Here is a 25,408-nt window from a genome sequence, read left to right as displayed (position 1 = left end):
CCCCCCCCCCCCCCCCCCCCCCCCCCCCCCCCCCCCCCCCCCCCCCCCCCCCCCCCCCCCCCCCCCCCCCCCCCCCCCCCCCCCCCCCACGCCGACGACCGGGCGTCGGCCCGGCCCACGGACCGTCGGCCGGGCGGTGTCAGCCGAACCAGCTCCGCTTCTTCCGGGTCAGCTGGTAGCCCAGGATGCCGAACACCACGGCGACGAAGGTCGCCATCGCGGTCCAGAACCACCGCGCGTTCGGACCGTCCATCCAGTCCCACTGGTACCAGTGGTCCTCTTCCTGGTCCCAGGCCACCGACCGGGTATCCGCCGTCTGGCCGCTCTTGAGCACCGAGCCGGCCTTGGTGATCGGCACCAGGGGGTCGGACAGCCGCCGGTCCGAGGTCGGTACCTGGTCGTCGCCGTCCTTGGTGTCCACCCGCACCGTCACCTTGGTCGCGGCGCCCGCGTCCAGGTCGGGCACGTCCATCGCGGCGATCCGGACGAAGTACATCCCGGGCAGCGGGTCGGTGGACCACGGCTCGGCCCAGTCGCGGACCGTACGCGGGGTGCAGGTCAGGCCGAGCTTGGTGTCGGTCTTCTGCGCCGTGGCGACCTGCTTGCCCTCCACGCACGGCTGGCGCCGACGCAGGCCGTCGTAGATCTCGATCCGGTAGGTCACCGGGCCGCTGCGCGCGTTGCCGGAGGCCAACTCCAGATCCACCTTGGCGTGGATCTCCTTGCCCGCCTTGGCCGGGAACTGCCAGTACAGATATTCGCCTTGGGACGCCGACCAGCGCGCGTCCTGGCCGAGCGCGAGCGTGCCCGCGCCCAGGAACGACGTCCCCGGCGGCACGTCCTGATCGGCCATCGCCGGCGCCGCGAACAGCGTCACGCCCACGAACGCCGCGGCGACCGTCGCCAACGCCCGCTTGATTCCACGGATCGCGCTCGTCATGACATCGCCTTCCCGAGAGCCTTGAACGCCCGGCGCAGCCAGCCGGCCAACAACCCGGCAATCAGGCCGAACCCGGCGAGTACGCCCAGGAACACCCAACCGCGGCCCAGGCCGTGCACGTTCGCGGCCTTGCTGTCGGTGGCCTGGACCAGGTCCACCGTCAACTCCAGTGGCAGGCCCGGCTTGGTGGCCACGTTCGGCTGCGCGGCGAACGCGTTGGTGACGACCAGGCAGATCGTCCTGGTCTTCGCGTTGTCACTGTCGGTCTTGTACGGGTAGCGCAGACCGGCGGACTGCACGTCCGTGCGGCCGTTGCCCGCCCCCGCGTTGCCGACCAGTTCACGGCCGTCCTCGCTGAACGCGGTGACCGTCACGTCGTAGTCGCGCGCGACCTTGCGGTCGGAACCCACCGTCGCGGTGGCCCGCAACTCCTGGTTCGGCTTGACCGGGACCTTGTACCAGAGGTGCTGGCTGAACTCCTCGCGGTCGCTGTAGACACCGGGCGCCAGCAACGGCGCGTCCTGGCAGCCGTTCGGGCTGCCCTTGACCGACGCGGGCGTCTCGTCCGCCTCGCGCACCGCGCGCTTGACGATCTGCTGGACCTTCTGCGACAACTCGTCCGCGTTGAGCACCGAGGTGTAGGTGCCGCCGGTGGCCTCCGCGATGCAGGAGAGCTGACGACGGGTGTTCTCGTCCGGGACCAGGCCCAGCGTGTCCACGATCAGGTTGAGTCCGGACGCGGCCAACTCGCGGGCCACGTCGCACGGGTCGGGCGGCGCGCAGGTCTCCTCGCCGTCGGTGATCAGGACGATCCGACGGCTGCCGGTGCCGGTGCCGAGGTCCTTGGCGGCCTCGCGCAACGACAGCGCGATCGGGGTCCAGCCGGTCGGGGCCAGCTTGGCGATCTCGTTCTTGATCACGACCTTGTTGGGCCTGCCGACCGGGGCCAACTGCTGGGTGTCCACGCACCCCTTGGCCTTGTCGTTGCCCGGGTAGGTGGCACCCAGCACCCGCACGCCGAAGTCGGCGGGCTCCGGGACGCTGTCCACGACCTCGTTGAAGGCCTTCTTCGCGGCGTCCATGCGGGTCATCCCGCCGGCGTCGTTGGCCTTCATCGATCCGCTCACGTCGAGTACCAGCTCGACTTTCGGCGGAGGCCCGGTCGGATTCGTCTCGTCGGCCATCGCGGACGGTGCGGAACCGCCCACGACAGCCAAGGTCGTCAGCAGGCCGATCAAGCCGGCCCCGACCTTTCGCATCTTGATCGTCACGGGGGAGGATCCTACGGATCAAAACGGCCCGCCGTTTGCCGTCTGCCGTAGGCCGATTGACAACCCGTCAGGCGGTTGATGACGATTCGTCGGAAACATTCCCGGCGGGCGCGGTCAGGTCGTACAACGTCACCCCGCCCACGGTGGTCGCGGTGAACGTCTGCGCGACCCAGGTCGCGATGGCCTGGGAGGCGTTGCTGCCGCCCATGCTGCGCATTCCGCCGCCCATGCCGTCACCGCCCGCGCCGCCGCCCATGCCGCCGGCTCCGCCGCCGATGAAGTAGTGGATCCGACCGTCCGTGACCAACTTTTGGAACTCGGCCAGGGTCGGCGAGGGGTCGCTGCCGTTGAATCCGCCGATCGGCATGACCGGCTTGCCGGTGGCCAGTTGATAGCCCGAGGCGCTGTTCGAGCCGACCGAGGCGGCCACCCACGTGTACGCGTCGCTGTCGCGCTTCAGCGTGTCGACGACCTCCTTGCCGGGTGTGCTGCCGTTGAGCAGTCCGCCCATCCCGCCGCCGCCCATGCCGCCGCCGCCCATGCCGCCGCCCTGACGGGGCGTCATCCCGCCGTTGCCCTGCGGAGCGCCGCCGTTGCCCGGCGTGGGGCGCTGCCCTCGCGTGCCGCCGGTGCCGTCGGGGGCCTGGCCGTTCTGCCCCGGGGTGCCCGGGAACGCCTGGCCGCCCTGGCCCGGTTGGCCGCCCTGGGCCGGTCCCGGCGGGCCGCCCTGGAACGACCGGGGTCCGCCCGCCATGCCACCGGGTCCACCGGGCCCGCCGCGCCCGAAGCCCATTCCGGCCGGCCCCGCCGACGGGATCGACCCGCCCTTGGCGGTCGAGACGGTGTCCCACGTGTACGCCGCAGGTCCCGCGAGCAGCGCGGCCACCGAGACCGCGGCGGCCACCGGCGCGAGCCCGCGCAGCGCGGTCAGCGCGGCGCCGAACAGGCCCAGTCCGCCGAAGACTCCGCCGATCAGCACGACGTGGCGCAGCCACGGATGCCAGTCCGGCGTCCGGTCGAGCAGGTGGTACGACCACCACGCGCCGACCATCACGGTCAGCGCCGTGACCGCCGCCGCGCGCACGACCCGGCGCCGTTCCCACAGCAGCGCGGCGCCCATCGCCACCACCGCGGCGATCGCCGGCGCCAACGCGATGTTGTAGTAGGCGTGGAAGATGCCCGCCATGTAACTGAAGACCAACGCCGTGATCAACAGCCAGCCGCCCCACAGCACGATCGCCGCGCGGGCGGGATCGGTGCGCGGTGCGCGTCGGGTCAGCCACAGGCCCACCGCGAGCAGGATCAGCGCGGAGGGCAACAACCAGGAGATCTGGCCGCCCATCTCGGCGTTGAACAACCGGTCCCACCCGGTGGCACCCCAGTTGCCGCCACCGCCGCCGCGCGGTCCGCCGCCTCCGCCGCCCACGCTGCCGGTCTCGTTGCCGTTGAGCCGACCGAGCCCGTTGTAGCCCAGCGTGAGTTCCAGGATCGAGTTGTGTTGCGAGCCGCCGATGTAGGGGCGGGAGGATTCCGGCCACAGTTCGACGATGGCGATCCACCATCCGCCCGCGATCAGCAACGCGAGACCGGACCACAGCAGTTGCACCACCCGGCGCCAGAACCCGACCGGCGCGCACACCAGGTACACCAGCGCGAAGGCCGGCACGATCAGGAACGCCTGGAGCATCTTGGCCAGGAAGCCGAAGCCCACACACGCGCCGGCCAGCACCAACCAGCGGGTACTCGCGCTCTCCTGGGCACGCAACACCGCGTACGCGGCGACGGTGAGCAGCAGTACCAGCAGCGCGTCCGGGTTGTTGAACCGGAACATCAGCGCCGCGACCGGCGTGAGCGCGAGCAGCGCGCCGGCCAACAGACCCGCCCAGGCCGGGAACCGGCGCCGTACCGCGAGGTAGAGCACGCCGACCGTGGCGACGCCCTCCAGGGCCTGCGGGACCAGGATGCTCCACGCGTTGACGCCGAAGACCCGTGCGGACAGGCCCATCACCCACAACGACGCGGGGGTCTTGTCGACGGTGATCGAGTTGCCCGCGTCCGAGGAGCCGAAGAAGAACGCCTTCCAACTCTCGGTCCCGGCCTGGACCGCGGCCGAATAGAAGGAGTTGGCCCAGCCGGAGGCGCCCAGGCCCCAGATGTACAGCAGGCCGGTGCCCACCAGCAGGGCGAGGAACGCGGGACGCACCCAGGGCGCGTCCGCCTCGCGCCCGCGAACCGGCCGGGCGTACCAGGGTTTGCCGGTCGCGCTGCCGGCGTCGGGACGCGGTATGGGGAGCGGAGCCACTACGGCGGTCATGCGTCCTCACCTGCCGAGCCGGTCGAACCGGCGGAGTCGATGCCGGTCGAACCAGCGGATTCGGTCGCGCCGGCGGACCGGTGCGAGGGGGCCGAGGAGATCCGTGTGGCCGGGACGGACCGGGCGGTCGAAGCCGCCGAAGGGGTCGAGCCGCCGGCCGCGTCGGACGTGATCGAAGTCACCGAGGCGATCGCCCGGCCCGGGCCTGTCGCGGTCGCCGAAGCCCCCGGATCCGCCGCGGACGTCGGGTCCGAGGGATCGAACGGACCCACCGATGCGGCGACTCGCGCGGTCCGGAACACCCACACCCGCAGCAGCAGGAAGCGCACGACGGTGGCGACCACGCCCGCGCCCACCAGCGCGCCCACCTCGACCGTGCGCGAGGGCCGGGCGGTCGCGGCGTGCAGCGCGGCCAGCGTCGCGCTGCTCAGGCCCAGGCCGACGACGAAGGCCAGGCCGCCCTGGGCCTGATGGCGCCAGGCCCCGGCCCGGCCGCGGATCCCGAAGGTGAATCGGCGGTTGGCCGCGGTGTTCGCGATCGTGGTGACGGTCAGGGCCAGCGCGTTGGCCGCGAGCGCGCCCATGCCGTCGCGCAGCAGGACGTACAGCAGCAGGTGTGCCAGCGTGCTCAGCACCCCGATCAGCGCGAAGCGCGGCAACTGCGCGCGCATGCCGCGCGGCAGCCGCGCCTCGCGTACCCGGGGCGGGACCGAGACCCGGAAGGTGCCCGCCGCGATCCGCCGGGCCACCCGCGCCATGCCGCGCAGATCGTCCAGCGCGGTGCGCAGCACGTCGACCCGGCTGTCCGGATCATCGACCCAGTCCACCGGGACCTCGTGGATCCGCAGCCCGTTGCGCTCGGCCAGCAACAGCAGTTCGGTGTCGAAGAACCACTCCTCGTCGTGGACGTGCGGCAACAGCGCCTGCGCGACCACCGTGCGCACCGCCTTGAAGCCGCACTGGGCGTCCGAGAAGCGCGCCGCGAACACCCCGCGCAGCAGCAGGTTGTAGGACCGCGACACCACCTCGCGGCGGGGACCGCGGACCACCGCCGCCGAACGGGCCAGCCGGGTGCCGATGGCGAGATCGCTGTGACCGCTGACCAACGGCGCGACCAGCGGGAGGAAGGCGTCCAGGTCGGTGGACAGATCGACGTCCATGTAGGCGACCACGTCCGCGTCGGACTCGGTCCACACCTTGCGCAGCGCCCGGCCGCGGCCCTTGCGGTCCAGGTGCACGGCGCGTACGTGCGGCAGTTCGCGCGCCAGGTCGCGGGCCACCTGCCAGGTCCGGTCGGTGCTGGCGTTGTCCGCGATGACGATGCGGAAGGCGTAGGGGAATCCGCCGAGCAGATAGGCGTGCAGACGGCGCACGCTGGCGGCCAGGACGTGCGCCTCGTTGTACACGGGCACCACCACGTCCACGATCCGGGTGCGAATCGGTGTCGTCAGGCTCATGCCGGTGACGTTGTCGAGCGGGCCTGGGAGCCGTCTGAGGCGTTTCTTAAGGTGGGATGAGAATCGTCGCGGCGGCCGGAAACCGGGGGTGTCCCGGGCACGGAGACGGACGGGGGGTGGCGCGGGACGGTGGTGGGATGCGAATCTCGCGGTCCGAGACGCGCCTATGCTGCCGATCGCAGGACCGGTACGGCGCGACACAGCGATCCGGAGGTCGGATGAATACCTCGGCGGGTAGATCAGTCGGTGCGGACTCCGCGCAACCGTTCGTGGAGGCCGTGGAGATCCCGGCGGGCGGATGGAATTTCAACGCCCGCGTGGCCGGACCGGCGGCCGGCCGGCCGGTGTTGTTCCTGCACGGCTTCCCGCAGACGTCCGCGTCCTGGACGGCGCAACTCCTGGGACTGGCGCGGGCCGGCTACCGGGCCATCGCGTTCGACCAGCGCGGCTATTCGCCGGGAGCCCGCCCTCCCCAGGAATCGGCCTACGGGCGCGACGAGTTGGTCGGCGACGTGATCGCCGTGCTGGACGCGCTCGGATCGACCCGGGTGGACCTGGTCGGCCACGACTGGGGCGGTGCGCTCGCCTGGCAGGTGGCGGGCCTGCACCCGGAACGGCTGCGCACCCTGACGGTGGTGTCCACGCCGCATCCGCTCGCACTCACCGCGGCGGTCCGCGACGACTCCACCGGACAGCGGGAACAGTCCTCGTACATTCGGCTGTTCCGCACCCGCGGGGTGGCCGAGGAGAAGCTGTTGGGGGACGACGCGGCCTACCTGCGCGCGGCGTTCGCCTCGCTGCCCACCGAGTTCACCGAGCGCTACCTCGCCGTCCTGCGCGAACCGGGCGCGCTCACCGGCGCGTTGAACTGGTACCGGGCGATCGACCCGAAGGCGCTGCGCGACATCGGCGACATCGCCACCCCCACGCTCTACGTCTGGAGCGACCGCGACCCCGCCTTCGGCCGTGCCGCGGCCGAGGCCACCGCGGACTCGGTCACCGGCCCGTACCGCTTCGAGGTGCTCGCCGACGTCGACCACTGGGTCCCGGAGAACGGCGCGGAAGCCCTGACGGGCCTGCTGCTGGAGCACCTGGCCGCTTTCGCCGACCAGGGCTGACGCCCGAGGGCCGCCTTCCACCCCGGGCGGCCCAGGGGCGTCGGTGGGGTCGTGTTCACCGGGGCCATGGAGCCGGGTGGGCAACGCGGGCAGGGGCCGTTCTGGGACGTGGTGGCGGGCAGGGTCGCGCCGCCGCCCGCGGCGGCGTTGCTCGGGTGGAAGCTGGTCGACGTCGATCCGGAGCGGGGCACCATCGAGGTGGCGTTCGAGATCGACGATCGTTCCTCAACCCCGTGGGTGTGATCCAAGGCGGATTCCTGGCCGCGATGTTGGACGACACGCTGGGGCCGGCGCTGGTCGCGACGTTGCCGGCGGACGGGTTCGCGCCGACGCTCGACCTGCACGTGCAGTTTCTGCGGCCCGCTCGTCCGGGACGATTGGTCGGCCGGGGACGGGTCGTGCGGCGGGGCCGGGACATCGCGTTCCTGGCCGGCGAACTCATCGGTCCCGACGGCGAACCCGTGGCGGTGGCGACGGCGACCGCCCGCATCCGGACCCTTCGCCAGCGCGGTTGCCGCGCGGGCTTGCCACGCTTTTGGCACGCGGTCCGCCTCGCTTCGGCCGACCCGATGTTCCGCCCGGGGCGATCCGGTCAGCTCGATGTGCCCGGGAGGCGGAGGCGGGCGATCGTGCCGGGCCCGTCCTCGGCGGGCTCGAGGGCCACCGTGCCGCCCGCCTCGGCGGTGGTGCGGGCCACGATGGCCAGACCGAGACCGGAACCGGGCAGGCCGCGCGCCGCGGGCGCGCGCCAGAAGCGTTCGAACACATACGGCACGTCCGCCTCGGCGATGCCGGGGCCGTGGTCGCGCACGGTGAGTTCGCCGTCCTCGAGCCGGACCTCGACGCTCGCCTCCCCCTCGGCGCCGCCGAACTTGAGCGCGTTGTCCAGCAGGTTGACCACCGCCCGCTCCAGCGACGCGGGTTCACCGCGCACGAACCAGGGACTGAGGTCCACCTCGATCCGCGCGTCCGGCGCACGCAACCTGGCCCGCCCCACCGCGCGTTCGACCGCGGTGTGCAGCGCGGCGGTGCTGGTCGGCGGTGCGTTGGGCACCTGCTCCGGCCGGGCCAGCAGCAGCAGATCGCCGACCAGGTCGGAGAGTTCGACCAGTTGTGCCTTGACGTTGTGCAGCAGGCGCTCCTTGTCGGCGGTCGGGATCGGCCGCCCGGTCTGCTCGCTGCGCAGCAGCAGGTCGGTATTGGTGCGCAACGACGTGAGCGGCGTGCGCAGTTCGTGTCCCGCGTCGGCGATCAACCGCTGCTGACGCAGCCGGGACGCCTTGAGCGACGCGGTCATCGCGTTGAACGAGCGGCCCAGGCGCGCGATCTCGTCCTTGCCCGCGATCGGGATCACGGTGTCCAGGTCCTCGGTGCGGGCCACGTGTTCGGCCGCCTCGGTGAGCCGGTCCACCGGCCTGAGCGCGGCCCGGGCGACCAACAGGCCCAGGGTCGCGGCGCCCACGATGCCGATCGCGCTCACCACCACCAGCCACATGGCGAGGCTGTCCAACGAGCTCTCGATCTCGCCGAGCGGCCGGGACACCGACACCGCCGTGTCCCGGCTCACCCGCTGGGTCATCACCCGGACGTGCCTGCCGTCCTTGGCGGTCGCGTCGTGGAACGTCACCTCCTTGCCGCCCGCCGCGACCGCCTTGTCGTCATCGCTCACCGGGACCGGGGCCACCGGGTCGGTGCTGGTGCCCAGTTGAGTGCAGGACCACCCGTCCGCCCTGATCACCTGGTAGGTCAACAGGCCGCGCTGGAACGGCGGAGCGGGCCGGCCGCAGATGTCCGCGATGGTGGAACTGGGCCCACCGCGCGGATTCAGGAACGGTGTGCCGGTGGTGGCCAGCGTGCGGTCCATCTGCTCGCGCAGTTGATTGCGCGTCAGCACCCAGCAGGTCACCGCCGCCGCCGCGACGGCGAGCGCGACGGCGAGCGCGGTGAGCAGCGCCAGGCGGGCGCGCAGTGGCAGGTGACGGTGCATCAGGCCGGCGTTTCCGCCACGCGCAGCACGTAGCCGACACCGCGCACCGTGTGCACCAGCCGGGGCAGGCCGCCCGCCTCGGTCTTGCGGCGCAGGTACATCACGTACACGTCGAGCGAGTTGGACGCGGGTTCGAAGTCGAACCCCCAGACGTTGCGCAGGATCTGCTCCCGGGTCAGCACCTGGCGCGGATGGGTGAGCAACAACTCCAGCAGGGTGTACTCCGTTCGGGTCAGGTCGATCGGCTTGCCCGCCCGGGATACCTCGCGCGAGGCGGTGTCCATCCGCAGGTCGGCGAAGGAGAGCGTGTCGTCGGCTGATTCGCTCGGCCCGGACATCGCGCTGCGGCGCAGCAGCGCCCGTACCCGGGCCAGCAGTTCGTCCAGCTCGAACGGCTTCACCAGGTAGTCGTCCGCGCCCGCGTCGAGCCCGGTGACCCGGTCCCCGACCGCGTCGCGCGCGGTGAGCATCAGCACCGGGAGCGTGTCGCCGCGCGCGCGTAGTCGCCGGCACGCGGTGAGGCCGTCCATGCGCGGCATCAGCACGTCCAACAGGACCAGGTCGGGTGCGTCGCCGGAGATCGCGGTGAGCGCGGCCACCCCCTCGTCGGCGAGGGTGACCCGGTAGCCCTCGAAGCGCAGGCTGGACTCGAGTGCCTCGCGAACGGCGGGTTCGTCGTCGACGACGAGGATGTGCGGCGTTCCGGTGTCGGCGGCGGGCGTCATGGCGGCGACTCCTTGATTCGGCGGATCCGGGGGACCGGTTACTGCGGGTCGCCCCACGGTCGCACGCGGACACCCTCCGTGTGGACTCGGCACAAAGCGTGTCGTACCAATGTGCGCGCCGGACATGAAAGGAACATGAAAGCGACGCCGTTCGGTCGCGGATGACCCGCTCATGTGAGGATCTGGGGCGTGTCTTCAGTCCTCCGACGGGGGTTTGAAGACAGGCCCCAGGGCCACGGGACCGGTAGCGCGACGGCAACCATGCCCACCGCGGCGCCGGCCCCGCGCGGCACGGGTGACCCCCGATCGTCGCGCCGACCGCCCCCAACCCGGAGGAGAACCGTGGACGCCGAGCCGGTACGCAGCAACCCGGACGCCGAGCCGACGCACCCGCCCACCACCGACGACCCGGTGCGGATGAGCCTGGACGACGGAATCGCCACCATCACGCTGGATTCGCCGGCCAACCGCAACGCGCTGTCCGCGCGCCTGGTGGCCCGGCTGCGCCACCACCTCGCCGAGGCGGGCGTGGACGAGCGGGTGCGCGCGGTGGTGCTCACCCACACCGGGCCGACCTTCTGTTCGGGCATGGACCTGCGTGAGGCCGCCGCGGGCGGCATGGCGCACGGCGCCGAGCAACTGCTTGCGCTGCTGCGGCTGGTGGTCGAGGTACCGGTGCCGGTGGTCGCGCACCTGCGGGGCAACGCGCGCGCGGGCGGGATCGGTCTGGTCGGCGCGGCGGACCTGGCGATCGCGCCCGGGCAGGCCACCTTCGCGTTCACCGAGGCGCGGCTGGGGCTCAGCCCGGCGGTGATCTCGTTGACCACGGCGCCGCGGATGGACCCGCGCTCGGTGTCGCGATACTTCCTCACCGGCGACGTGTTCGACGGCGTGGAGGCCGAGCGGATCGGGCTGCTCACCCGGGCGGTGGACGGCGTCGGCGGCGCGGACGACGCGGTCGCCGCGCTGGTCGCCTCGTTCCGCCTGTGCTCGCGACAGGGCCTGATCGAGTCCAAGAAGCTCACCACCGGCGCGGTACGGGCGGGCTTCGACCGCGACGGCCAAGCCCTCGCGCGGCGTTCCGCCGAGTTGTTCGCCTCGCCCGACGCGACCGAGGGCATGGCGGCCTTCCGGGAAAAGCGCAAGCCGAAGTGGGTGACCGGATGAGCGGGAGGCGGCGCGCGGAGTGAACGGCGAACTGTTCCCGCTGCCCCGGGAGCGGGTCGAGATCGCGCCGGGAGCATGGCACGTACCGGACTGGCTCTCGCTCGACGAGCAGCGCGAACTGGTGGTGGCGGCGCGGTCGTGGGCCGCGCCGCCGGCCGGCATGCGGCACGTGGTGATGCCGTCGGGCGGCGTGATGAGCGTGCGCAGCGTGAGCCTGGGACTGCATTGGGAGCCGTACCGCTACACCGAGCGACTGCCGACCGGTGAGCGGGTCAAGCCCTTCCCGCCACTGCTCGGCGACGCGGCCCGGCGGGCGGTGGCCGAGGTGTACGGCTCGATCCCGGCCGACCCGTACGACATCGGTCTGGTCAACTTCTACGACGCGGACGCGAGGATGGGTCTGCATCGGGACGCGGACGAGGAGTCGCCGGCCCCGGTGGTGTCGCTGAGCATCGGCGACACGTGCGTCTTTCGGTTCGGCAACACCGAGACCCGCACCCGCCCGTGGACGGACGTGGAACTGCGCGGCGGCGACCTGGTGGTGTTCGGCGGCCCGTCCCGCCTCGCGTACCACGGCGTGCCCAGGATCCGCCCGGGCACCGGCGATCCGAGCACCGGGTTGGCCGCCGGGCGGCTCAACATCACCATCCGGGCGTCGGGCCGACCCGGCGGGTGAGGGCCGCGCTCCCGGGGCGCGGCCCTCACCCGGCCGCGACCCCGGGGCACCCCCGAGTCCGACGCCGGGTGTCTCTTCCCTCGGGACGGGGTTGACGGATCACGCCCGGAAGGGAACGCTCGTACGAGTCACCGAGCGGAGTCGGTCGATCACCCATCGGATTCCTCGGGAGTCCCGGGTCCACCGCGCGGCATCGCCGTCGGCCCGAATCGGACCGGCCACACGAGCCATTGGGAGCGCCATGTCACCGCGACGCCGCCGGGTCGGTCCGCTTCTCGCCGTGGGCGCGTCGGTCCTGGTCGCGTGCGGCGGGCCGGCGCACTACCGGGCGGTGGTGTCCGCGTCGCCGGCGCACGGGAGCGGCCCGTGCGGGGCCGCCGTCGACCATGGCGAGTTACCCGAGTGGGCGCGGGTGGGCCTCGCGCCCGGTGCCGCGCCCCCGCATGTGTTCGGCGCGCGCGGCGAGATCGTCGCGATCCTGCTCGGGTATCCGTACACGGCCCCGGCCCGGCCCGGCCGGCCGAGCAAGATCCTGTGGGCGGTGCGCCCGCGGCCCGACGGCGTGGAGCGGCCGAGTGGGACGCTGCGGATCGAGGCGACCCTGGTCGGCGGCAGCGACATCGTCACGCGCGAGGTGATCGGCGGCCCCGGCCCGTCCAACATCGACCTGCCCGCGCCGGGATGCTGGCATCTCGACCTGGCCTGGTCCGGCCGCACCGACGCGGTGGACATCCCGTACGGATCCGCGTAGCCGAACGCGAAGCGCGCGTTGGTACCCACGCCCCCGGGCGGCCGGGGACCGAAGACACGCCCGATGCGCCGGGAGCCGAAGACCCGCCCCGGGTCGGCCCCGGGCTATCCCGCCGCCGCGGCCAATGCGGCCAGGGCCATCCGCCGCAACATCGGCGCCAGCACGCGCTGCGGCGTGCGCAGGGTGTGCGGGGTCGAGTTGATCAGGCCGAAGGCGGCGTGCACCGCGGCGCGCGCCTCGCGGTCGTCGAGGCGGTCCGGGTGGGCCTTGAGCGCGACCTCGACCCAGATCTCCACGTACGCGCGCTGCACCCGGCGGATCCGGTGCCGCTCGGCCGTGGGCACCTGGTTGAGCGCGTGGTCGTGCAGCGTGATCAGGTCCGGGTGACGCAGCGCGAACTCGACCTGACCCTCGATCAGCGCGTCCAGAGCCCGCGCCGGGTCCTCGATCGCGGCCCGCTCCAGCCCTCTGGCCAGGAGCTGCTCGCTGATGCCCACCAGCAATTCGGTCAGCATCGCCTCCTTGCCCCGGAAGTGCTTGTACAGCGCGGGGCCGCTGATCCCGACCGCCGCGCCGATGTCGTCCATGCCCACGCCCTGATAGCCGCGCTCGGCGAAAAGCCGGGCGGCCACCTGCAGGATCTGGTCTCGGCGGCTCACGGTCATGTGTCCATGCTAGACACTCGGATTAACCGTGGTTAACCTCGGGGGCAGGTGAACGAAGGTTAACTTGAGGCGGTGTCATGGAGAGCGTGCTCGGCACAGCCGCCGACCCGGGGGCGAAGACGTACCGGGCCAACGCGGAAGCACACGAACGCGCGGTCGGCGAACTGCGCGACCGGCTGGCGACCACCGCCCTGGGCGGCGGCGAACGCGCCCGGGAGCGGCACACCGCGCGCGGCAAACTGCTGCCGCGCGACCGGGTGGAGGCGCTGCTCGACCCGGGCACGCCGTTCCTGGAGATCGCGCCGCTGGCCGCCGACGGGATGTACGGCGGCGACGCGCCGGCGGCGGGAATCATCGCGGGCGTCGGCCGGGTGGCCGGACGCGAGTGTGTGATCGCGGCCAACGACGCGACCGTCAAGGGCGGCACGTACTACCCGATGACGGTCAAGAAGCACCTGCGCGCGCAGGAGATCGCGCTGGAGAACCGGCTGCCATGCCTGTACCTGGTCGACTCCGGCGGCGCGTTCCTGCCGATGCAGGACGAGGTCTTCCCGGACCGGGACCACTTCGGCCGGATCTTCTTCAACCAGGCGCAGATGAGCGCCAAGGGCATCCCGCAGATCTCCGCCGTGCTCGGCTCGTGCACCGCCGGCGGCGCGTACGTGCCGGCGATGAGCGACGAGACGGTGATCGTGCGCGACCAGGGCACGATCTTCCTCGGCGGCCCGCCGCTGGTGAAGGCCGCCACGGGTGAGGTGGTCAGCGCCGAGGAGTTGGGCGGCGGCGACGTGCACGCCCGGATCTCCGGTGTGGTCGACCACCTCGCGGCCGACGACAAGGACGCGCTACGGATCGTCCGCGACATCGTCGGCACGCTCGGCGCCCGGCCGCGACTGCCCTGGGACGTACGCGAGATCGAGCCCCCGGCGGTCGATCCGGCCGGGCTCTACGGGGTGGTGCCGCCGGACGCGCGCACGCCCTACGACGTGCGCGAGGTGATCGCCCGGATCGTCGACGGCTCGCGCTTTCACGAGTTCAAGGGCGAGTACGGCACCACGCTGGTCACCGGCTTCGCCCGAATCCACGGCCACCCGGTGGGCATCGTCGCCAACAACGGCATCCTGTTCGCCGAATCCGCGGTCAAGGGCGCGCACTTCATCGAACTGTGCGACCAGCGCGGGGTGCCGCTGGTGTTCCTGCAGAACATCACCGGCTTCATGGTCGGCAAGGACTACGAACACGGCGGCATCGCCAAGCACGGCGCCAAGATGGTGACCGCCGTGGCCACCACGCGCGTGCCCAAGCTGACCGTGGTGATCGGCGGCTCGCACGGGGCGGGCAACTACTCGATGTGCGGCCGCGCGTACAGTCCGCGCTTTCTGTGGATGTGGCCCACCGCCAAGATCTCGGTGATGGGCGGCGAGCAGGCCGCGACCGTGCTCGCCACGGTCAAGCGCGACCAGATCGAGGCGCGCGGCGAGAGCTGGTCCGGCGAGGAGGAGTTCAAGCAGCCGATCCGCGACCAGTACGAGCGCCAGGGCAACGCCTACTACGCGACCGCGCGGCTGTGGGACGACGGGATCATCGACCCGCTCGACACTCGCACCGTACTGGGGCTGGCGCTGACGGCGTGTGGAAACGCGCCGCTGGCCGAGCCGCGGTTCGGTCTGTTCCGGATGTGAGGGGTCACGACGTGTTCGAGGCTGTACTGGTCGCCAACCGAGGCGAGATCGCGGTCCGGGTGATTCGCACGCTGCGCCGACTGGGCGTGCGCGCGATCACCGTGTACGCGCCGGACGACGCGGACGCGCGGCACGTGCGCGAGGCCGATGTGGCGGTCGAGGTGCCCGGCTACCTCGACGGCGACGCCGTGGTCGCCGCGGCGCTGCGATCCGGTGCCCGGGCGATTCACCCGGGCTACGGATTCCTGTCCGAGAACGCCGCGTTCGCCGCCGCCGTCGAGCGGGCGGGGCTGGTCTTCGTCGGACCGCCGGCGGCGGTGATCGAGCTGATGGGCGACAAGATCCGGGCCAAGGAGACGGTCGCGGCCTACGGCGTCCCGGTGGTGCCGGGCGGTGGCGCGGCCGGCATGTCCGACGGCGAACTCGCGGACATCGCCCGGGAGATCGGCTTCCCGGTGTTGATCAAGCCGTCGGCGGGCGGCGGCGGCAAGGGCATGCGCCTGGTGCACGACGGCGCGCTGCTCGCGGACGAGATCGCGGCGGCCCGCCGGCAGGCCAAGGGCGCGTTCGGCGACGACACGCTGCTGATCGAGCGCTGGATCGAGCGCCCCCGGCATATCGAGATCCAGGTGCTCGCGGACACCCACGGCAGCGTCGTGCACCTGGGCGAACGCGAGTGCAGCCTGCAACGCCGGCACCAGAAGATCATCGAGGAGGCCCCGTCCGCGCTGCTGGATCCGGACACCCGGGCCGAGATGGGCGCCGCCGCCGTGCGCGCCGCCAAGGCCTGCGGCTACGTGGGCGCGGGCACCATCGAGTTCATCGTGCCGGCCGAGAATCCCGACTCGTTCTACTTCATGGAGATGAACACCCGCCTCCAGGTCGAGCACCCGGTGACCGAACTGGTCACCCGGGTCGACCTGGTGGAGAGCCAACTGCGGGTCGCCGCCGGTGCCGCGATCGGCAAGTCCGACGTCTCGATGCACGGCCACGCGGTCGAGGCGCGGATCTACGCCGAAGACCCCGACCGGGGCTTTCTGCCCACCGGTGGACGGGTGTTGACGGTGTGTGAGCCGGACCTGGAGGGCGTCCGGGTGGACTCCGGGCTGCGCGAGGGCGGCGAGGTCGGCAGCTCCTACGACCCGATGCTGGCGAAGGTGATCGCGTACGGCGACGACCGCGCGACGGCGATCAGCCGACTGCGGGCGGCCCTCGCGCAGACCCGGGTGTTGGGCGTGACCACCAACCTGGGCTTCCTGTACCGCCTGTTGGGCGACCCGGCGGTGCTCGCGGGCGACCTGGACACCGGCTTGGTCGAGGCCAGGACGGACAACCTGATCGGCCGGCCGGCGCCGCCCGAGGTGGCGGTCGCGGCGGCGCTGGCGGCGCGCGCCGAGCGGATCACCGGCACCGGCTGGGTGGACCCGTTCTCGGCGCAGACCGGGTGGCGGGTCGGCGGGCCGGCCTGGGACACGCACGTGTTGCGGATCGGGCCGGGCGAGCCGATCGAGGTTCGGGTGCGCGACGGCGAGGTCTCGGTGGACGGCGGCCCACCGGTCGCCGCGTCGGTGCGGGTCGTGCCGGGCGGGCTCGTGGTCGGCCACGACGGGCTGACCAAGCGCTTCGACTACGCCGCCGAGTCGGCCGGGGTGCGCTGGCTCGCGTACGGCCCGGACACCTGGCGGGTGAGCGAGGTGGACACCGTACGGGCCGAGGCGGCCGGCGGCGCGGCGGCCAGTGGCGCGCTGACCTCGCCGATGCCCGGCACGGTCACCGTGGTCAAGGCCGCGGTCGGCGACCGGGTCACCCGCGGCCAGACCGTGGTCGTGGTGGAGGCGATGAAGATGGAGCACGCGCTGACCGCGCCCTTCGACGGCGTGGTCACCGAGATCGGTGTATCGGCCGGCGCGTCGGTGGCGATGGACCAGACGCTGGCGCTGGTGGTGGCCGAGGCGCCGGCGGTGGTGGTGGCGGAGACGCCGGCCGCACCGCTCGACGGGGCGCTCGACGAGCCGATCGGCGGGTCGCCGGCCGTGCCGCTCGACGGGTTGCCCGAGGCACCGCTCGACCGGGAGGCGAAGACCTGATGACACGACAGCTGCCGGACACCCACCGTGAATCCGGGCTTCCGGAACGGGTGTTCATCCACGAGGTGGGCGCGCGCGACGGACTCCAGAACGAGTCGGGCGTGGTGCCCACCGAGGCCAAGGTGGAGTTCGTCCGCCGGCTGGCCCGGGCCGGCCTGGGCACGATCGAGGTGACCAGCTTCGTCTCGCCCAAGTGGGTGCCCCAACTCGCTGATGCCGCAGAGGTGTTCGCGGCCGTCGTCGCGGACGACGAGATCGCGACGGTCGATCGCCGGCTGCCGGTCCTGGTGCCCAACGAACGCGGCTTCGACCGCGCGCTGGAGCTGGGCGCGCGACGGATCGCGGTGTTCGGCAGCGCCACCGAGACGTTCGCCCGACGCAACCTCAACCGCACGGTGGCCGAATCGCTGGATATGTTCCGCCCGGTGGTCGAACGGGCCGGTGCCGCCGGCATCGACACCCGCGGCTACCTGTCCATGTGCTGGGGCGACCCGTGGGAGGGCCCGGTCCCGCTCGACCAGGTGGTCCGGGTCGGCAAGGCCCTCGTCGAGATGGGCTGTTCGCAGCTCAGCCTGGGCGACACGATCGGCGTCGCCACGCCCGGACACGTCACCGCGCTGCTGACCGCCTTCGCCGAGGCCGGCGTCCCGGCCGAGCGGATCGCCGTGCACTTCCACGACAGCTACGGCCAGGCGCTGGCCAACACGCTCGCGGCGCTGCGCTTCGGGGTGACCACGGTGGACGCCTCGGCGGGCGGCCTGGGTGGTTGCCCGTACGCGGAGAGCGCCACCGGCAACCTGGCCACCGAGGACCTGGTCTGGATGTTGCACGGCCTGGGCATCGACACCGGCGTCGACCTGGGCGCACTGGTGGCCACCAGCGTGTGGATGGCCGAACTGCTCGGCCGCCCCAGCCCCTCGCGCGCGGTCCAGGCACTCGCCGGCAAGCGGGTGGACGCCCACGGCCTGGCACTGACCGACCCGACCTCCTAGAGCGGGACTTCAACCCCCCGCCGGACCGTCGAAGACCCACCCCGGCGACCGCCCACCCGCAGCCCACCGACCCACCCACGGACCGGTGTCGCCACGAGCGCGCCGACCCGCCCCGCCACCGAATCCGGGAGCCTGCCCCATGTTGGACCACCGCCTCGACGACGAGTACGAGCAACTGCGGCGCACCGTCGCCGAGTTCGCCAAGGATGTGATCGCACCCGCGATCGGCGAGCTGTACGAGAAGCACGAATTCCCGTACACGATCGTGCGCGAGATGGGCCGGATGGGTCTGTTCGGGCTGCCGTTCCCGGAGGAGTACGGCGGCATGGGCGGCGACTACCTCGCGCTGGGCCTGGTGCTCGAAGAGCTGGCCCGGGTCGACTCCTCGGTCGCGATCACGCTGGAGGCGGCCGTCTCGCTGGGCGCGATGCCGATCCACCGGTTCGGCACCAAGGAGCAGAAGGAGACCTGGCTGCCCAAGCTGACCAGCGGCGAGATGCTCGGCGCCTTCGGCCTGACCGAGCCCGGCGGCGGCTCGGACGCCGGCGCCACGCGCACCACCGCGCGCCTGGACGAGGCGACGGGGGAGTGGGTGATCAACGGCGGCAAGTGCTTCATCACCAACTCCGGCACCGACATCACCGGCTTCGTCACGGTCACCGCGGTCACCGGCACGAAGGCCGGCGGCGGCAAGGAGATCAGCACGATCATCGTGCCCGCCGGCACCAAGGGCTTCACCGTCGCGCCGCCGTACTCCAAGGTCGGCTGGAACTGCTCGGACACCCGGGAGCTGTCCTTCGACGACGTGCGCGTCCCGGCCGAGAATCTGCTCGGCGAACGCGGCCGGGGCTACGCCCAGTTCCTGTCCATCCTGGACGAGGGCCGGGTGGCCATCGCGGCGCTGGCCACCGGGTTGGCGCAGGGCTGCGTGGACGAGTCGGTGCGCTACGCCGGCGAACGCGAGGCATTCGGCCGCCCGATCGGCGCCAACCAGGCGATCGCCTTCAAGCTCGCGGACATGGAACTGCGCGCGCACAACTCCCGGTTGGCCTGGCGGCACGCCGCCTCGCTGCTGGTGCACGGCGAGCGGTTCAAGAAGGAGGCCGCGCTGGCCAAGCTCTACAGCTCGGAGAGCGCGGTGGACAACGCCCGCGACGCCACCCAGATCCACGGCGGCTACGGCTTCATGAACGAGTACCCGGTGGCCCGCTTCTGGCGCGACGCCAAGATCCTGGAGATCGGCGAGGGCACCAGCGAGGTCCAGCGCATGCTGATCGCCCGCGAGCTGGGGCTGCCGCGCTGATCGCGGCGGGACATCGGGGCCGGCCTTCCGGGACGCACGTCGTCCCGGTGGGTCGGCGTCGGTGTCCTGGGCGGATGGGCGGTTTCACAGCGAGACGGCGCGGGGTGACGCTCACGACCAGCACGCTGTTGCTGACCATGTACCGGATGAACACGCCCGTAACCGTGGCCTCGCGGCGGTCCCGGTCGGACCCCACCTGACTGGATCCGTGCCCGTAGGGGTCGTTGCCCACGGTTGATTCGACGGTCGATTTGAAGGCGCGGATCTGCGAGGCCGACAGGGGCTTGAGGCCATCCTCGGCCCGGTCGGAGTACTGCACGTAGTAGCGGCTCATCGAGGCACCGCGTTTCCGTCGCCGTCCGTCCACTGGGCAAAGCTGAAATCCCCGGCCTTGATGCGGCGGGCATCTTCTTCGTCCTCCTCCTGAGCCTCCGGAGGAAGCGCCCAGTGCAGGATGGCGTCGCGTTCGAGCCGATCGAGCGGGGTCTCGTACATGACCTTGTCGAACTCCTCGCGACGGTCCTCGGGGAGCGCGGCCCGGATCTCGGCGAGCGTATTCGGCAGCTCGATCCGCTCACCACGGACGACGGTGGTTCTGGGCATGGCGGCCTCCTGCTCGCGATGGGCCTTCCAGAATGGCATCGCGCGGTCCCCGCCCGACAGCCGGCGCGCACGAGGGCACCACACACGACCCCGGCGCGCGCCCCCGCGAGAATGCGGGGGCGCCGACGTATCTCCCCCGAGTTGCCGACGATCGTCCAAGCCACGGCGACCGGGCGGACGCCGGTCGAGCCTGGGATTCCGGAAGGTGGGATTTCGCGTTCTGATGGTTGACCTAGTCCACTGTTGTGAGGATGGTGGCGGGCAGGCAGTTGTCCGGGACCAGGGAGGGACGCCGTGGCCAAGCGGTTCGAGGGACGTAGAGCTTTGATCACCGGGGCCAGCAGGGGAATCGGGGCGGCGTTGGCGGTGCGGCTCGCGGCCGAGGGAGCCGACGTGGCGGTGACCGCGCGTACGTTGCGACAGGGCAACCTGGCCGGGTCGTTGGAGCGGACCGAGACGCTGATCGCCCGGCACGGGCGGCGCAGCGCGGTGGTGGTGGCCGACCTGTCCGACGAGGGGCAGCGGGCCAGGATCGTCCCGGCCGCCGAGGAGGGGCTCGGCGGGCCGATCGACATCCTGGTCAACAACGCGGCGATGGCCTCGTACGCGTCGTTGCGGGTGTATCCGCAACGACGGGCGCGGCTGCACTTCGAGGTCAACGTGCTCGCGCCGATGGAGTTGTGTCAGGCCGTGGTGCCCGCGATGGCCACGCGCGGCGAGGGCTGGATCGTGAACGTGACCAGCGGCACCGCGCGGCCGTGGGCGGGGCCGCCGTTCGAACTGGGCGTGTTGGGCACCAAGACCGCGGTGTACGGGGCGTCCAAGGCCGCGTTGAACCGGATCACCAACGCGCTGGCCGCGGAGCTGTACGGGACCGGGATCCGGGTGAACACGATCGAGCCGCGGGCCGCGGTGCTCAGTGAGGGCGCGGAGGAGTTGGTAGGCGGGCAGTTGCGCCCCGATCAGATCGAGACCATGGACCAGATGGTCTCCGCGACCCTGGAACTGTGCGACGGCCCGGCTTCGCGCACCGGCGGCGAGTACGTGAGCCTGGACCTGCTGGCCGAACTGGGCATCAGGGTCTGAGCACCGCGCCGGCGAACCGACCGCGAGGCGCGGCTCACGCGGCGCACCGACCGCCGGGCGCGGCGCCCCCGGCGGGCCGACCGCGATCCGCGTGCCTCACTCCGGCAACCGCAGCAGCAGCGCGGCGAGCAGCCGGGTCTTGGGGTCGGCCCAGTCCAGCCCGGTCAGTTCGCCGGCCCGGCGGATCCGATAGCGCAGCGTGTTGGGATGGATGTGCAGGTCCGCCGCCGCGGCCCGCACGTCGCCCAGCGCGTCCAGCCAGGCCAGCACCGAGCCGGTGTACTCGGTGCCGTGCTCGGCGTCGTGCGCGCGCAGCGCGTTCAGCCGGGGGTCGCGGATGTGTCGCCGGTCGGTCAGCAGCGCCTGGACCTCGCCGTACAGCACCGCCGGGCGGACCTCGGACAGGGCCGCGACCTCGGCCGACACACCGCCCGCCGCCATCGCGTCCAGGACCCGGTCGACCGATTCCCGGGCCGCCACCGTGCGGGCCAGGCTCGGCGCCGGGTCGCCGACGGCGCCGCGTACCGCCAGGTCCAGGTGGCCGTGCGCCGCCTCGGCGATCTCGTGCGCCCAACCGAGCACCACCGACTCGGCCGGCGGTGCGGACAGCAGTACGTACAGCCGCGCGCCCAGCGGCGCGACGTGCGCGTGGCTGTGCCGGGCCGCCGCGTATACCGAGACCAGGTTGGCCAGTTCGGTCCTGGCCAACTCCTGGGACGGCTCGTCCGGCCTGCTCGCGCGCACGGTGAAGCCCAGGACCTGCACCGGCCGCACCGGATCCAGGCCCAACTGGGTGCCCGCGGTCCGGGCCGCGACGGCGCCGGTGAGCAGGCCCGCGACGTTCTCCCGGGTCACGCCGGCCTCGGCGGGCAGCCGGGTGCGCCGCCGGACCAGGTGCAGTGTGGCCACTCGCGCCGCGCCGAGCAGCACCTCGGCGGCCCGTTCGGCGAGCGGCTGCCGGCCCTCCTGTACCCAGATCGTGCCCAGCCAGCGCCCACCCGCGTGCACGCCGACCGCCAGTCGGCGGCGGATGCCCAGATCGGGGCGCTCCTCGACGGCGACCACCTCGGCCGTGGTGCGCAGCCGGTGGAAGACGCCCCAGTCGCGCAGCCGGGCCATGTACTCCTCCGGCCCCTGCCAGCCCAGGATGGACAACCGGCGCAGTTCGTCCGCCTCGTCCGGCCCGGTCGCGCGCGAGTAGGCGAGCACCCGGTTGGCGCTGTCCTCGATGCTGACCCCGCCGCCGGTGAGCATCGCGGTGGTCTGGGCGAGCGAGAACAGGTCGCCGCCGTCCGGTGGTTCGGCGTCCGGGCGTTCGTCCAACGCGGCGTGCGCGAGCGCGGCCACCTGCTCCCAGCGGGCCTCCGGGCGTACCGAGAGCAACACCACGCCCGCCGTGTCGGCGACCTCGCGCAGCGCCGCGTGTTCACCCTTGACCGCGACCGCCGTCGCACCGGCCACGCCCGCCGCGCGCACCGTGCCCGCCGCCGCCCGGCCGCGCAGGCCGACCGCCAGGAGCAGGTCGCCCGGCATCGTGTGCGGCTCCTCCTCCGGGTCGAGGATCGACACGTGTCGGACCAGGCCCTCCAGGCCGCCGGCCGCCGCCGCGACCCGGACCGGGCCGTCGCCGACCGGGCCACCCAGAGCGGCCAGCAGTTCACGCAGCGGGACGCCGGTTTCGGCCACTTTCGACCCCTTCGGGAATGTTGGCCGATGAGCCAAGTTGGGTGTTTCGAGTTTAACCGATCGGATAAACACCCGAGGCCGAGTCCGGCCTAGCGTTGGGGTCGAGAGCCATGCCCGTCTCGGCGCGGATCAGGCGTCCGGCGAAGCACCGCTCACCCGGACCGCCGAACGCCGAGACCGCCCAGATCACCGAACACGTCGATCATCCGAACATTCGGATCGATCACCGAACATCGGATCACCGAAGAGGAGCGCCGTTTTGGACGCTGTGACCCAGGTCCCCGCCCCGGTCAACGAGCCGGCACACGACTACGCCCCCGGCACGCCCGCGCGGGCCCGCCTCGAAGCGAAGCTCAAGGAACTGGCCGCGGCCCCGATCGACCTCCCGATGACCATCGGCGGCGAGCGCCGGATGGGCTCCGGTGAGCGCACGGACGTGGTGCAACCGCACAACCACGGCGCGCGCCTGGGCACCTTCGCGAACGCCGGCACCCAGGACGCCCGAGACGCGATCGACGCGGCCCTGGCCGCCGCGCCCGCGTGGCGCGACCTGTCCTTCGACGACCGCGCGGCGATCTTCCTCAAGGCCGCCGACCTGCTCGCCGGCCCGTGGCGCGAGACGATCGCCGCCGCGACCATGCTGGGCCAGGGCAAGAACGCGCAGCAGGCCGAGGTCGACTCCTCCTGTGAGCTGATCGACTTCTGGCGCTTCAACGTGCAGTTCGCCCGCCGAGTGCTGGCCGAGCAGCCGATCAGCAGCCCGGGCGTGTGGAACCGCACGGACCACCGGCCGCTGGAGGGCTTCGTCTACGCGATCACCCCGTTCAACTTCACCGCGATCGCGGGCAACCTGCCCACCGCGCCGGCGCTGATGGGCAACGTGGTGCTCTGGAAGCCCTCGCCCACCCAGACCTTCTCGGCCGTATTGCTGATGCGCCTGCTCGAGGAGGCCGGACTCCCGGCCGGTGTGATCAACCTGGTCACCGGCGACGGCATCGCGGTCTCCGAGGTCGCGCTCGCGCACCCCGCGCTCGCGGCCATCCACTTCACCGGGTCCACCGCGACCTTCCAGCACCTGTGGCGCACGGTCGGCGAGAACATCGCCGGCTACCGCACCTACCCGCGGATCGTCGGCGAGACCGGCGGCAAGGACTTCGTGGTCGCGCACCCCAGCGCCGACCACGACGTGCTGCGCACGGCGCTGGTACGCGGCGCGTTCGAGTACCAGGGCCAGAAGTGCTCGGCCGCCTCGCGCGCCTACATCCCGCGCTCGATCTGGGAATCCGGCTTCAAGGACGACTTCCTGGCCACCGTCGACGGGCTGTCGATGGGCGACGTCACCGATCTGAGCCACTTCCTGGGCGCGGTCATCGACGAGCGCGCGTTCGCCAAGAACAAGGCCGCGATCGACCGCGCGCACGCCGACGACACGGTCGAGGTCGCCGCGGGCGGCAGCTACGACGACAGCGTCGGCTGGTTCGTCCGACCCACCGTGCTGGTCTCGGCGAACGCCGACCACGACATCTTCAAGGACGAGTACTTCGGCCCGATCCTGGCCGTGCACGTCTACGAGGACGACGCCTACGACACGATGCTCGCCCAGATGGAGTCGGTGTCCGCGTACGGCCTCACCGGCGCGGTGATCGCGCAGGACCGCGAGGCGATCGCGCACACCGCGCACGTGCTGCGGTTCGCGGCGGGCAACTTCTACATCAACGACCGCCCCACCGGTGCGGTGGTGGGTCAGCAGCCGTTCGGCGGCGGGCGCGCGTCCGGCACCAACGACAAAGCCGGCGCGATGCAGAACCTGATGCGCTGGACCAGCTCGCGCTCGATCAAGGAGACGTTCGTCCCGGCGACGGACCACCGCTACCCGCACATGGGCTGACCCACCTCACCCCACCGGTATTTCGGGAGAAGAAATGCTCCGCAGCCCCATCCTCGCGGCGGCCCGCTCGCCGCGGACCCGCTCGCTGGTCGAGCACCTGCCGCCGACCCGGGCGATCGTGGACCGCTTCGTGGCGGGCGACGTGCTCGCGGACGCGATCCGGGTCACGCGCGAACTCGTCGAGTCCGGGCGCAAGGTGACGCTCGATCACCTCGGCGAGGACACCGCCGACCGGGCCCAGGCCGACGCGACGGTGGACGCGTACGAGTCGCTGCTCGGCACGCTCGGCGAGACCGGCCTCGCGCGCAGCGCCGAGGTGTCGGTCAAGCTCTCCGCCGTCGGACAGTTCCTGCCCGGCGACGGCGAGCAGATCGCGCTGGACAACGCCCGGCGGATCTGCGCGGCCGCCGCGCGGGTGGGCACCACGGTCACCCTGGACATGGAGGACCACACCACGACCGACTCGACCCTGGGCATCCTGCGCGATCTGCGCAAGGACTTCCCGTGGGTGGGCGCGGTGCTTCAGGCTTATCTGCGACGTACCGAGCAGGACTGCCGGGACTTGGCCCACGAAGGCTCACGGGTGCGGCTGTGCAAGGGCGCCTACCAGGAGCCGGAGTCGGTCGCGTTCCAGGACAAGGGCGACGTGGACCGGTCGTACGTGCGGTGCCTGCGGATCCTGATGGGGGGCGCGGGCTACCCGATGGTGGCCTCGCACGACCCGCGCCTGATCGCCATCGCGCGACACCTCGCGGACCTGGCCGGGCGGGCGCCGGGCAGCTTCGAGTTCCAGATGTTGTACGGCATCCGGCCCGAGGAGCAGGCCCGGATCGTCGAGCGCGGCGACCTGATGCGCATCTACCTCCCGTACGGCGCCGAGTGGTACGGCTACTTCATGCGCCGGCTCGCGGAGCGCCCGGCGAACCTGACCTTCTTCCTGCGCGCGATGGCCACCAAGGGGTAGACGGGGCGACGTGGAAGCGCCGGACGGGCCGACGTCGGCCCGTCCG

21 protein-coding genes and 1 pseudogene are annotated in these 25,408 nt (G+C 72.4%); 13 read left to right on the top strand and 9 right to left on the bottom strand.

What is annotated here, in order from left to right; all coding sequences use genetic code 11:
- Positions 1 to 139: 139 nt before the first annotated feature.
- From ACZ4FV_RS45970 to ACZ4FV_RS45955, 4 genes are all read right to left on the bottom strand, one after another.
- On the bottom strand, positions 140 to 940 hold the full coding sequence (locus ACZ4FV_RS45970) for a peptidase (protein ID WP_395859521.1): 801 nt from the start codon (positions 938 to 940) through the stop codon (positions 140 to 142).
- A complete protein-coding gene (locus ACZ4FV_RS45965; RefSeq protein WP_395859520.1) occupies positions 937 to 2,211 on the bottom strand; it encodes a VWA domain-containing protein in 1,275 nt (424 codons plus the stop codon). The genes ACZ4FV_RS45970 and ACZ4FV_RS45965 overlap by 4 nt, the downstream gene beginning before the upstream one ends.
- A 67-nt stretch (positions 2,212 to 2,278) precedes the next feature.
- Entirely contained in the window at positions 2,279 to 4,525 is a 2,247-nt protein-coding gene (locus ACZ4FV_RS45960) for an ArnT family glycosyltransferase (protein WP_465326909.1), read from the bottom strand.
- Positions 4,522 to 5,982, bottom strand: coding sequence for a glycosyltransferase (locus ACZ4FV_RS45955; RefSeq protein WP_465326906.1), 1,461 nt, complete (start codon positions 5,980 to 5,982; stop codon positions 4,522 to 4,524). The genes ACZ4FV_RS45960 and ACZ4FV_RS45955 overlap by 4 nt, the downstream gene beginning before the upstream one ends.
- A gap of 218 nt (positions 5,983 to 6,200) precedes the next feature.
- On the opposite strand from ACZ4FV_RS45955, the gene ACZ4FV_RS45950 reads away from it, so the two are divergent.
- The 3 genes and pseudogenes from ACZ4FV_RS45950 to ACZ4FV_RS45940 all read left to right on the top strand — a co-directional run.
- The gene (locus ACZ4FV_RS45950; RefSeq protein ID WP_402238588.1) at positions 6,201 to 7,100 is read left to right on the top strand and encodes an alpha/beta fold hydrolase; all 900 of its coding nucleotides are present in this window, start codon (positions 6,201 to 6,203) and stop codon (positions 7,098 to 7,100) included.
- A 51-nt stretch (positions 7,101 to 7,151) separates the two neighbouring features.
- Complete coding sequence (locus tag ACZ4FV_RS45945; protein WP_465326904.1) at positions 7,152 to 7,343, top strand: hypothetical protein; 192 nt, start codon at positions 7,152 to 7,154, stop codon at positions 7,341 to 7,343.
- Positions 7,344 to 7,366: 23 nt separating this feature from the next.
- A pseudogene (locus ACZ4FV_RS45940) lies at positions 7,367 to 7,525 on the top strand (hotdog domain-containing protein); the annotation flags it as partial.
- A gap of 167 nt (positions 7,526 to 7,692) precedes the next feature.
- Here the strand turns inward: ACZ4FV_RS45940 and ACZ4FV_RS45935 are convergent.
- Both ACZ4FV_RS45935 and ACZ4FV_RS45930 read right to left on the bottom strand, forming a co-directional pair.
- Positions 7,693 to 9,087 (bottom strand): sensor histidine kinase, encoded by a 1,395-nt coding sequence (locus tag ACZ4FV_RS45935; protein ID WP_395859516.1) that lies wholly within the window; start codon positions 9,085 to 9,087, stop codon positions 7,693 to 7,695.
- Positions 9,087 to 9,812 carry a response regulator transcription factor gene (locus ACZ4FV_RS45930; RefSeq protein ID WP_395859515.1) on the bottom strand — a complete coding sequence of 242 codons (726 nt, stop codon included), beginning with the start codon at positions 9,810 to 9,812 and terminating at the stop codon, positions 9,087 to 9,089. Before ACZ4FV_RS45930 ends, ACZ4FV_RS45935 begins: the two co-directional genes overlap by 1 nt.
- Before the next feature lie 342 nt (positions 9,813 to 10,154).
- Between ACZ4FV_RS45930 and ACZ4FV_RS45925 the strand changes: the two genes are divergently transcribed.
- From ACZ4FV_RS45925 to ACZ4FV_RS45915, 3 genes are all read left to right on the top strand, one after another.
- The gene (locus tag ACZ4FV_RS45925; RefSeq protein WP_395859514.1) at positions 10,155 to 10,979 is read left to right on the top strand and encodes an enoyl-CoA hydratase family protein; all 825 of its coding nucleotides are present in this window, start codon (positions 10,155 to 10,157) and stop codon (positions 10,977 to 10,979) included.
- 19 nt (positions 10,980 to 10,998) lie between these two features.
- The gene (locus ACZ4FV_RS45920; RefSeq protein WP_395859513.1) at positions 10,999 to 11,655 is read left to right on the top strand and encodes an alpha-ketoglutarate-dependent dioxygenase AlkB family protein; all 657 of its coding nucleotides are present in this window, start codon (positions 10,999 to 11,001) and stop codon (positions 11,653 to 11,655) included.
- Between the two features lie 241 nt (positions 11,656 to 11,896).
- On the top strand, positions 11,897 to 12,406 hold the full coding sequence (locus tag ACZ4FV_RS45915; protein WP_402238580.1) for a hypothetical protein: 510 nt from the start codon (positions 11,897 to 11,899) through the stop codon (positions 12,404 to 12,406).
- Positions 12,407 to 12,510: 104 nt separating this feature from the next.
- On the opposite strand, the gene ACZ4FV_RS45910 is transcribed toward ACZ4FV_RS45915, so the two are convergent.
- Entirely contained in the window at positions 12,511 to 13,071 is a 561-nt protein-coding gene (locus ACZ4FV_RS45910) for a TetR/AcrR family transcriptional regulator (RefSeq protein ID WP_395859511.1), read from the bottom strand.
- Positions 13,072 to 13,148: 77 nt separating this feature from the next.
- Here ACZ4FV_RS45910 and ACZ4FV_RS45905 point away from each other — a divergent pair, with 77 nt between their 5' ends.
- The 4 genes from ACZ4FV_RS45905 (at position 13,149) to ACZ4FV_RS45890 (ending at position 19,135) form a co-directional block, all read left to right on the top strand.
- Positions 13,149 to 14,753 carry a carboxyl transferase domain-containing protein gene (locus ACZ4FV_RS45905; RefSeq protein WP_402238577.1) on the top strand — a complete coding sequence of 535 codons (1,605 nt, stop codon included), beginning with the start codon at positions 13,149 to 13,151 and terminating at the stop codon, positions 14,751 to 14,753.
- An 11-nt stretch (positions 14,754 to 14,764) separates the two neighbouring features.
- Positions 14,765 to 16,840, top strand: coding sequence for an acetyl/propionyl/methylcrotonyl-CoA carboxylase subunit alpha (locus tag ACZ4FV_RS45900; RefSeq protein WP_402238576.1), 2,076 nt, complete (start codon positions 14,765 to 14,767; stop codon positions 16,838 to 16,840).
- Positions 16,840 to 17,832, top strand: a complete 993-nt coding sequence (locus ACZ4FV_RS45895; RefSeq protein ID WP_395859508.1) for a hydroxymethylglutaryl-CoA lyase — start codon at positions 16,840 to 16,842, stop codon at positions 17,830 to 17,832. Before ACZ4FV_RS45900 ends, ACZ4FV_RS45895 begins: the two co-directional genes overlap by 1 nt.
- 142 nt (positions 17,833 to 17,974) lie before the next feature.
- Positions 17,975 to 19,135 carry an acyl-CoA dehydrogenase family protein gene (locus ACZ4FV_RS45890; RefSeq protein WP_395859903.1) on the top strand — a complete coding sequence of 387 codons (1,161 nt, stop codon included), beginning with the start codon at positions 17,975 to 17,977 and terminating at the stop codon, positions 19,133 to 19,135.
- Between the two features lie 330 nt (positions 19,136 to 19,465).
- Here the strand turns inward: ACZ4FV_RS45890 and ACZ4FV_RS45885 are convergent, their stop codons facing one another.
- Positions 19,466 to 19,738: a hypothetical protein gene (locus ACZ4FV_RS45885; protein ID WP_395859506.1), complete on the bottom strand. Its 273-nt coding sequence runs from the start codon at positions 19,736 to 19,738 to the stop codon at positions 19,466 to 19,468.
- 294 nt (positions 19,739 to 20,032) lie between these two features.
- Between ACZ4FV_RS45885 and ACZ4FV_RS45880 the strand changes: the two genes are divergently transcribed.
- Positions 20,033 to 20,824 carry an SDR family NAD(P)-dependent oxidoreductase gene (locus ACZ4FV_RS45880; protein ID WP_395859505.1) on the top strand — a complete coding sequence of 264 codons (792 nt, stop codon included), beginning with the start codon at positions 20,033 to 20,035 and terminating at the stop codon, positions 20,822 to 20,824.
- A gap of 96 nt (positions 20,825 to 20,920) precedes the next feature.
- On the opposite strand, the gene ACZ4FV_RS45875 is transcribed toward ACZ4FV_RS45880, so the two are convergent.
- Entirely contained in the window at positions 20,921 to 22,510 is a 1,590-nt protein-coding gene (locus tag ACZ4FV_RS45875; RefSeq protein ID WP_402238572.1) for a PucR family transcriptional regulator, read from the bottom strand.
- Between the two features lie 259 nt (positions 22,511 to 22,769).
- Between ACZ4FV_RS45875 and pruA the strand changes: the two genes are divergently transcribed.
- Positions 22,770 to 24,398 (top strand): L-glutamate gamma-semialdehyde dehydrogenase, encoded by a 1,629-nt coding sequence (gene pruA, locus ACZ4FV_RS45870; protein WP_402238569.1) that lies wholly within the window; start codon positions 22,770 to 22,772, stop codon positions 24,396 to 24,398.
- A gap of 34 nt (positions 24,399 to 24,432) precedes the next feature.
- Complete coding sequence (locus tag ACZ4FV_RS45865; protein ID WP_402238566.1) at positions 24,433 to 25,362, top strand: proline dehydrogenase family protein; 930 nt, start codon at positions 24,433 to 24,435, stop codon at positions 25,360 to 25,362.
- Positions 25,363 to 25,408 lie beyond the last annotated feature (46 nt).

Source organism: Embleya sp. NPDC025285 (genome assembly GCF_055558835.1).
This window is presented reverse-complemented; position numbering and strand designations above follow the sequence as displayed.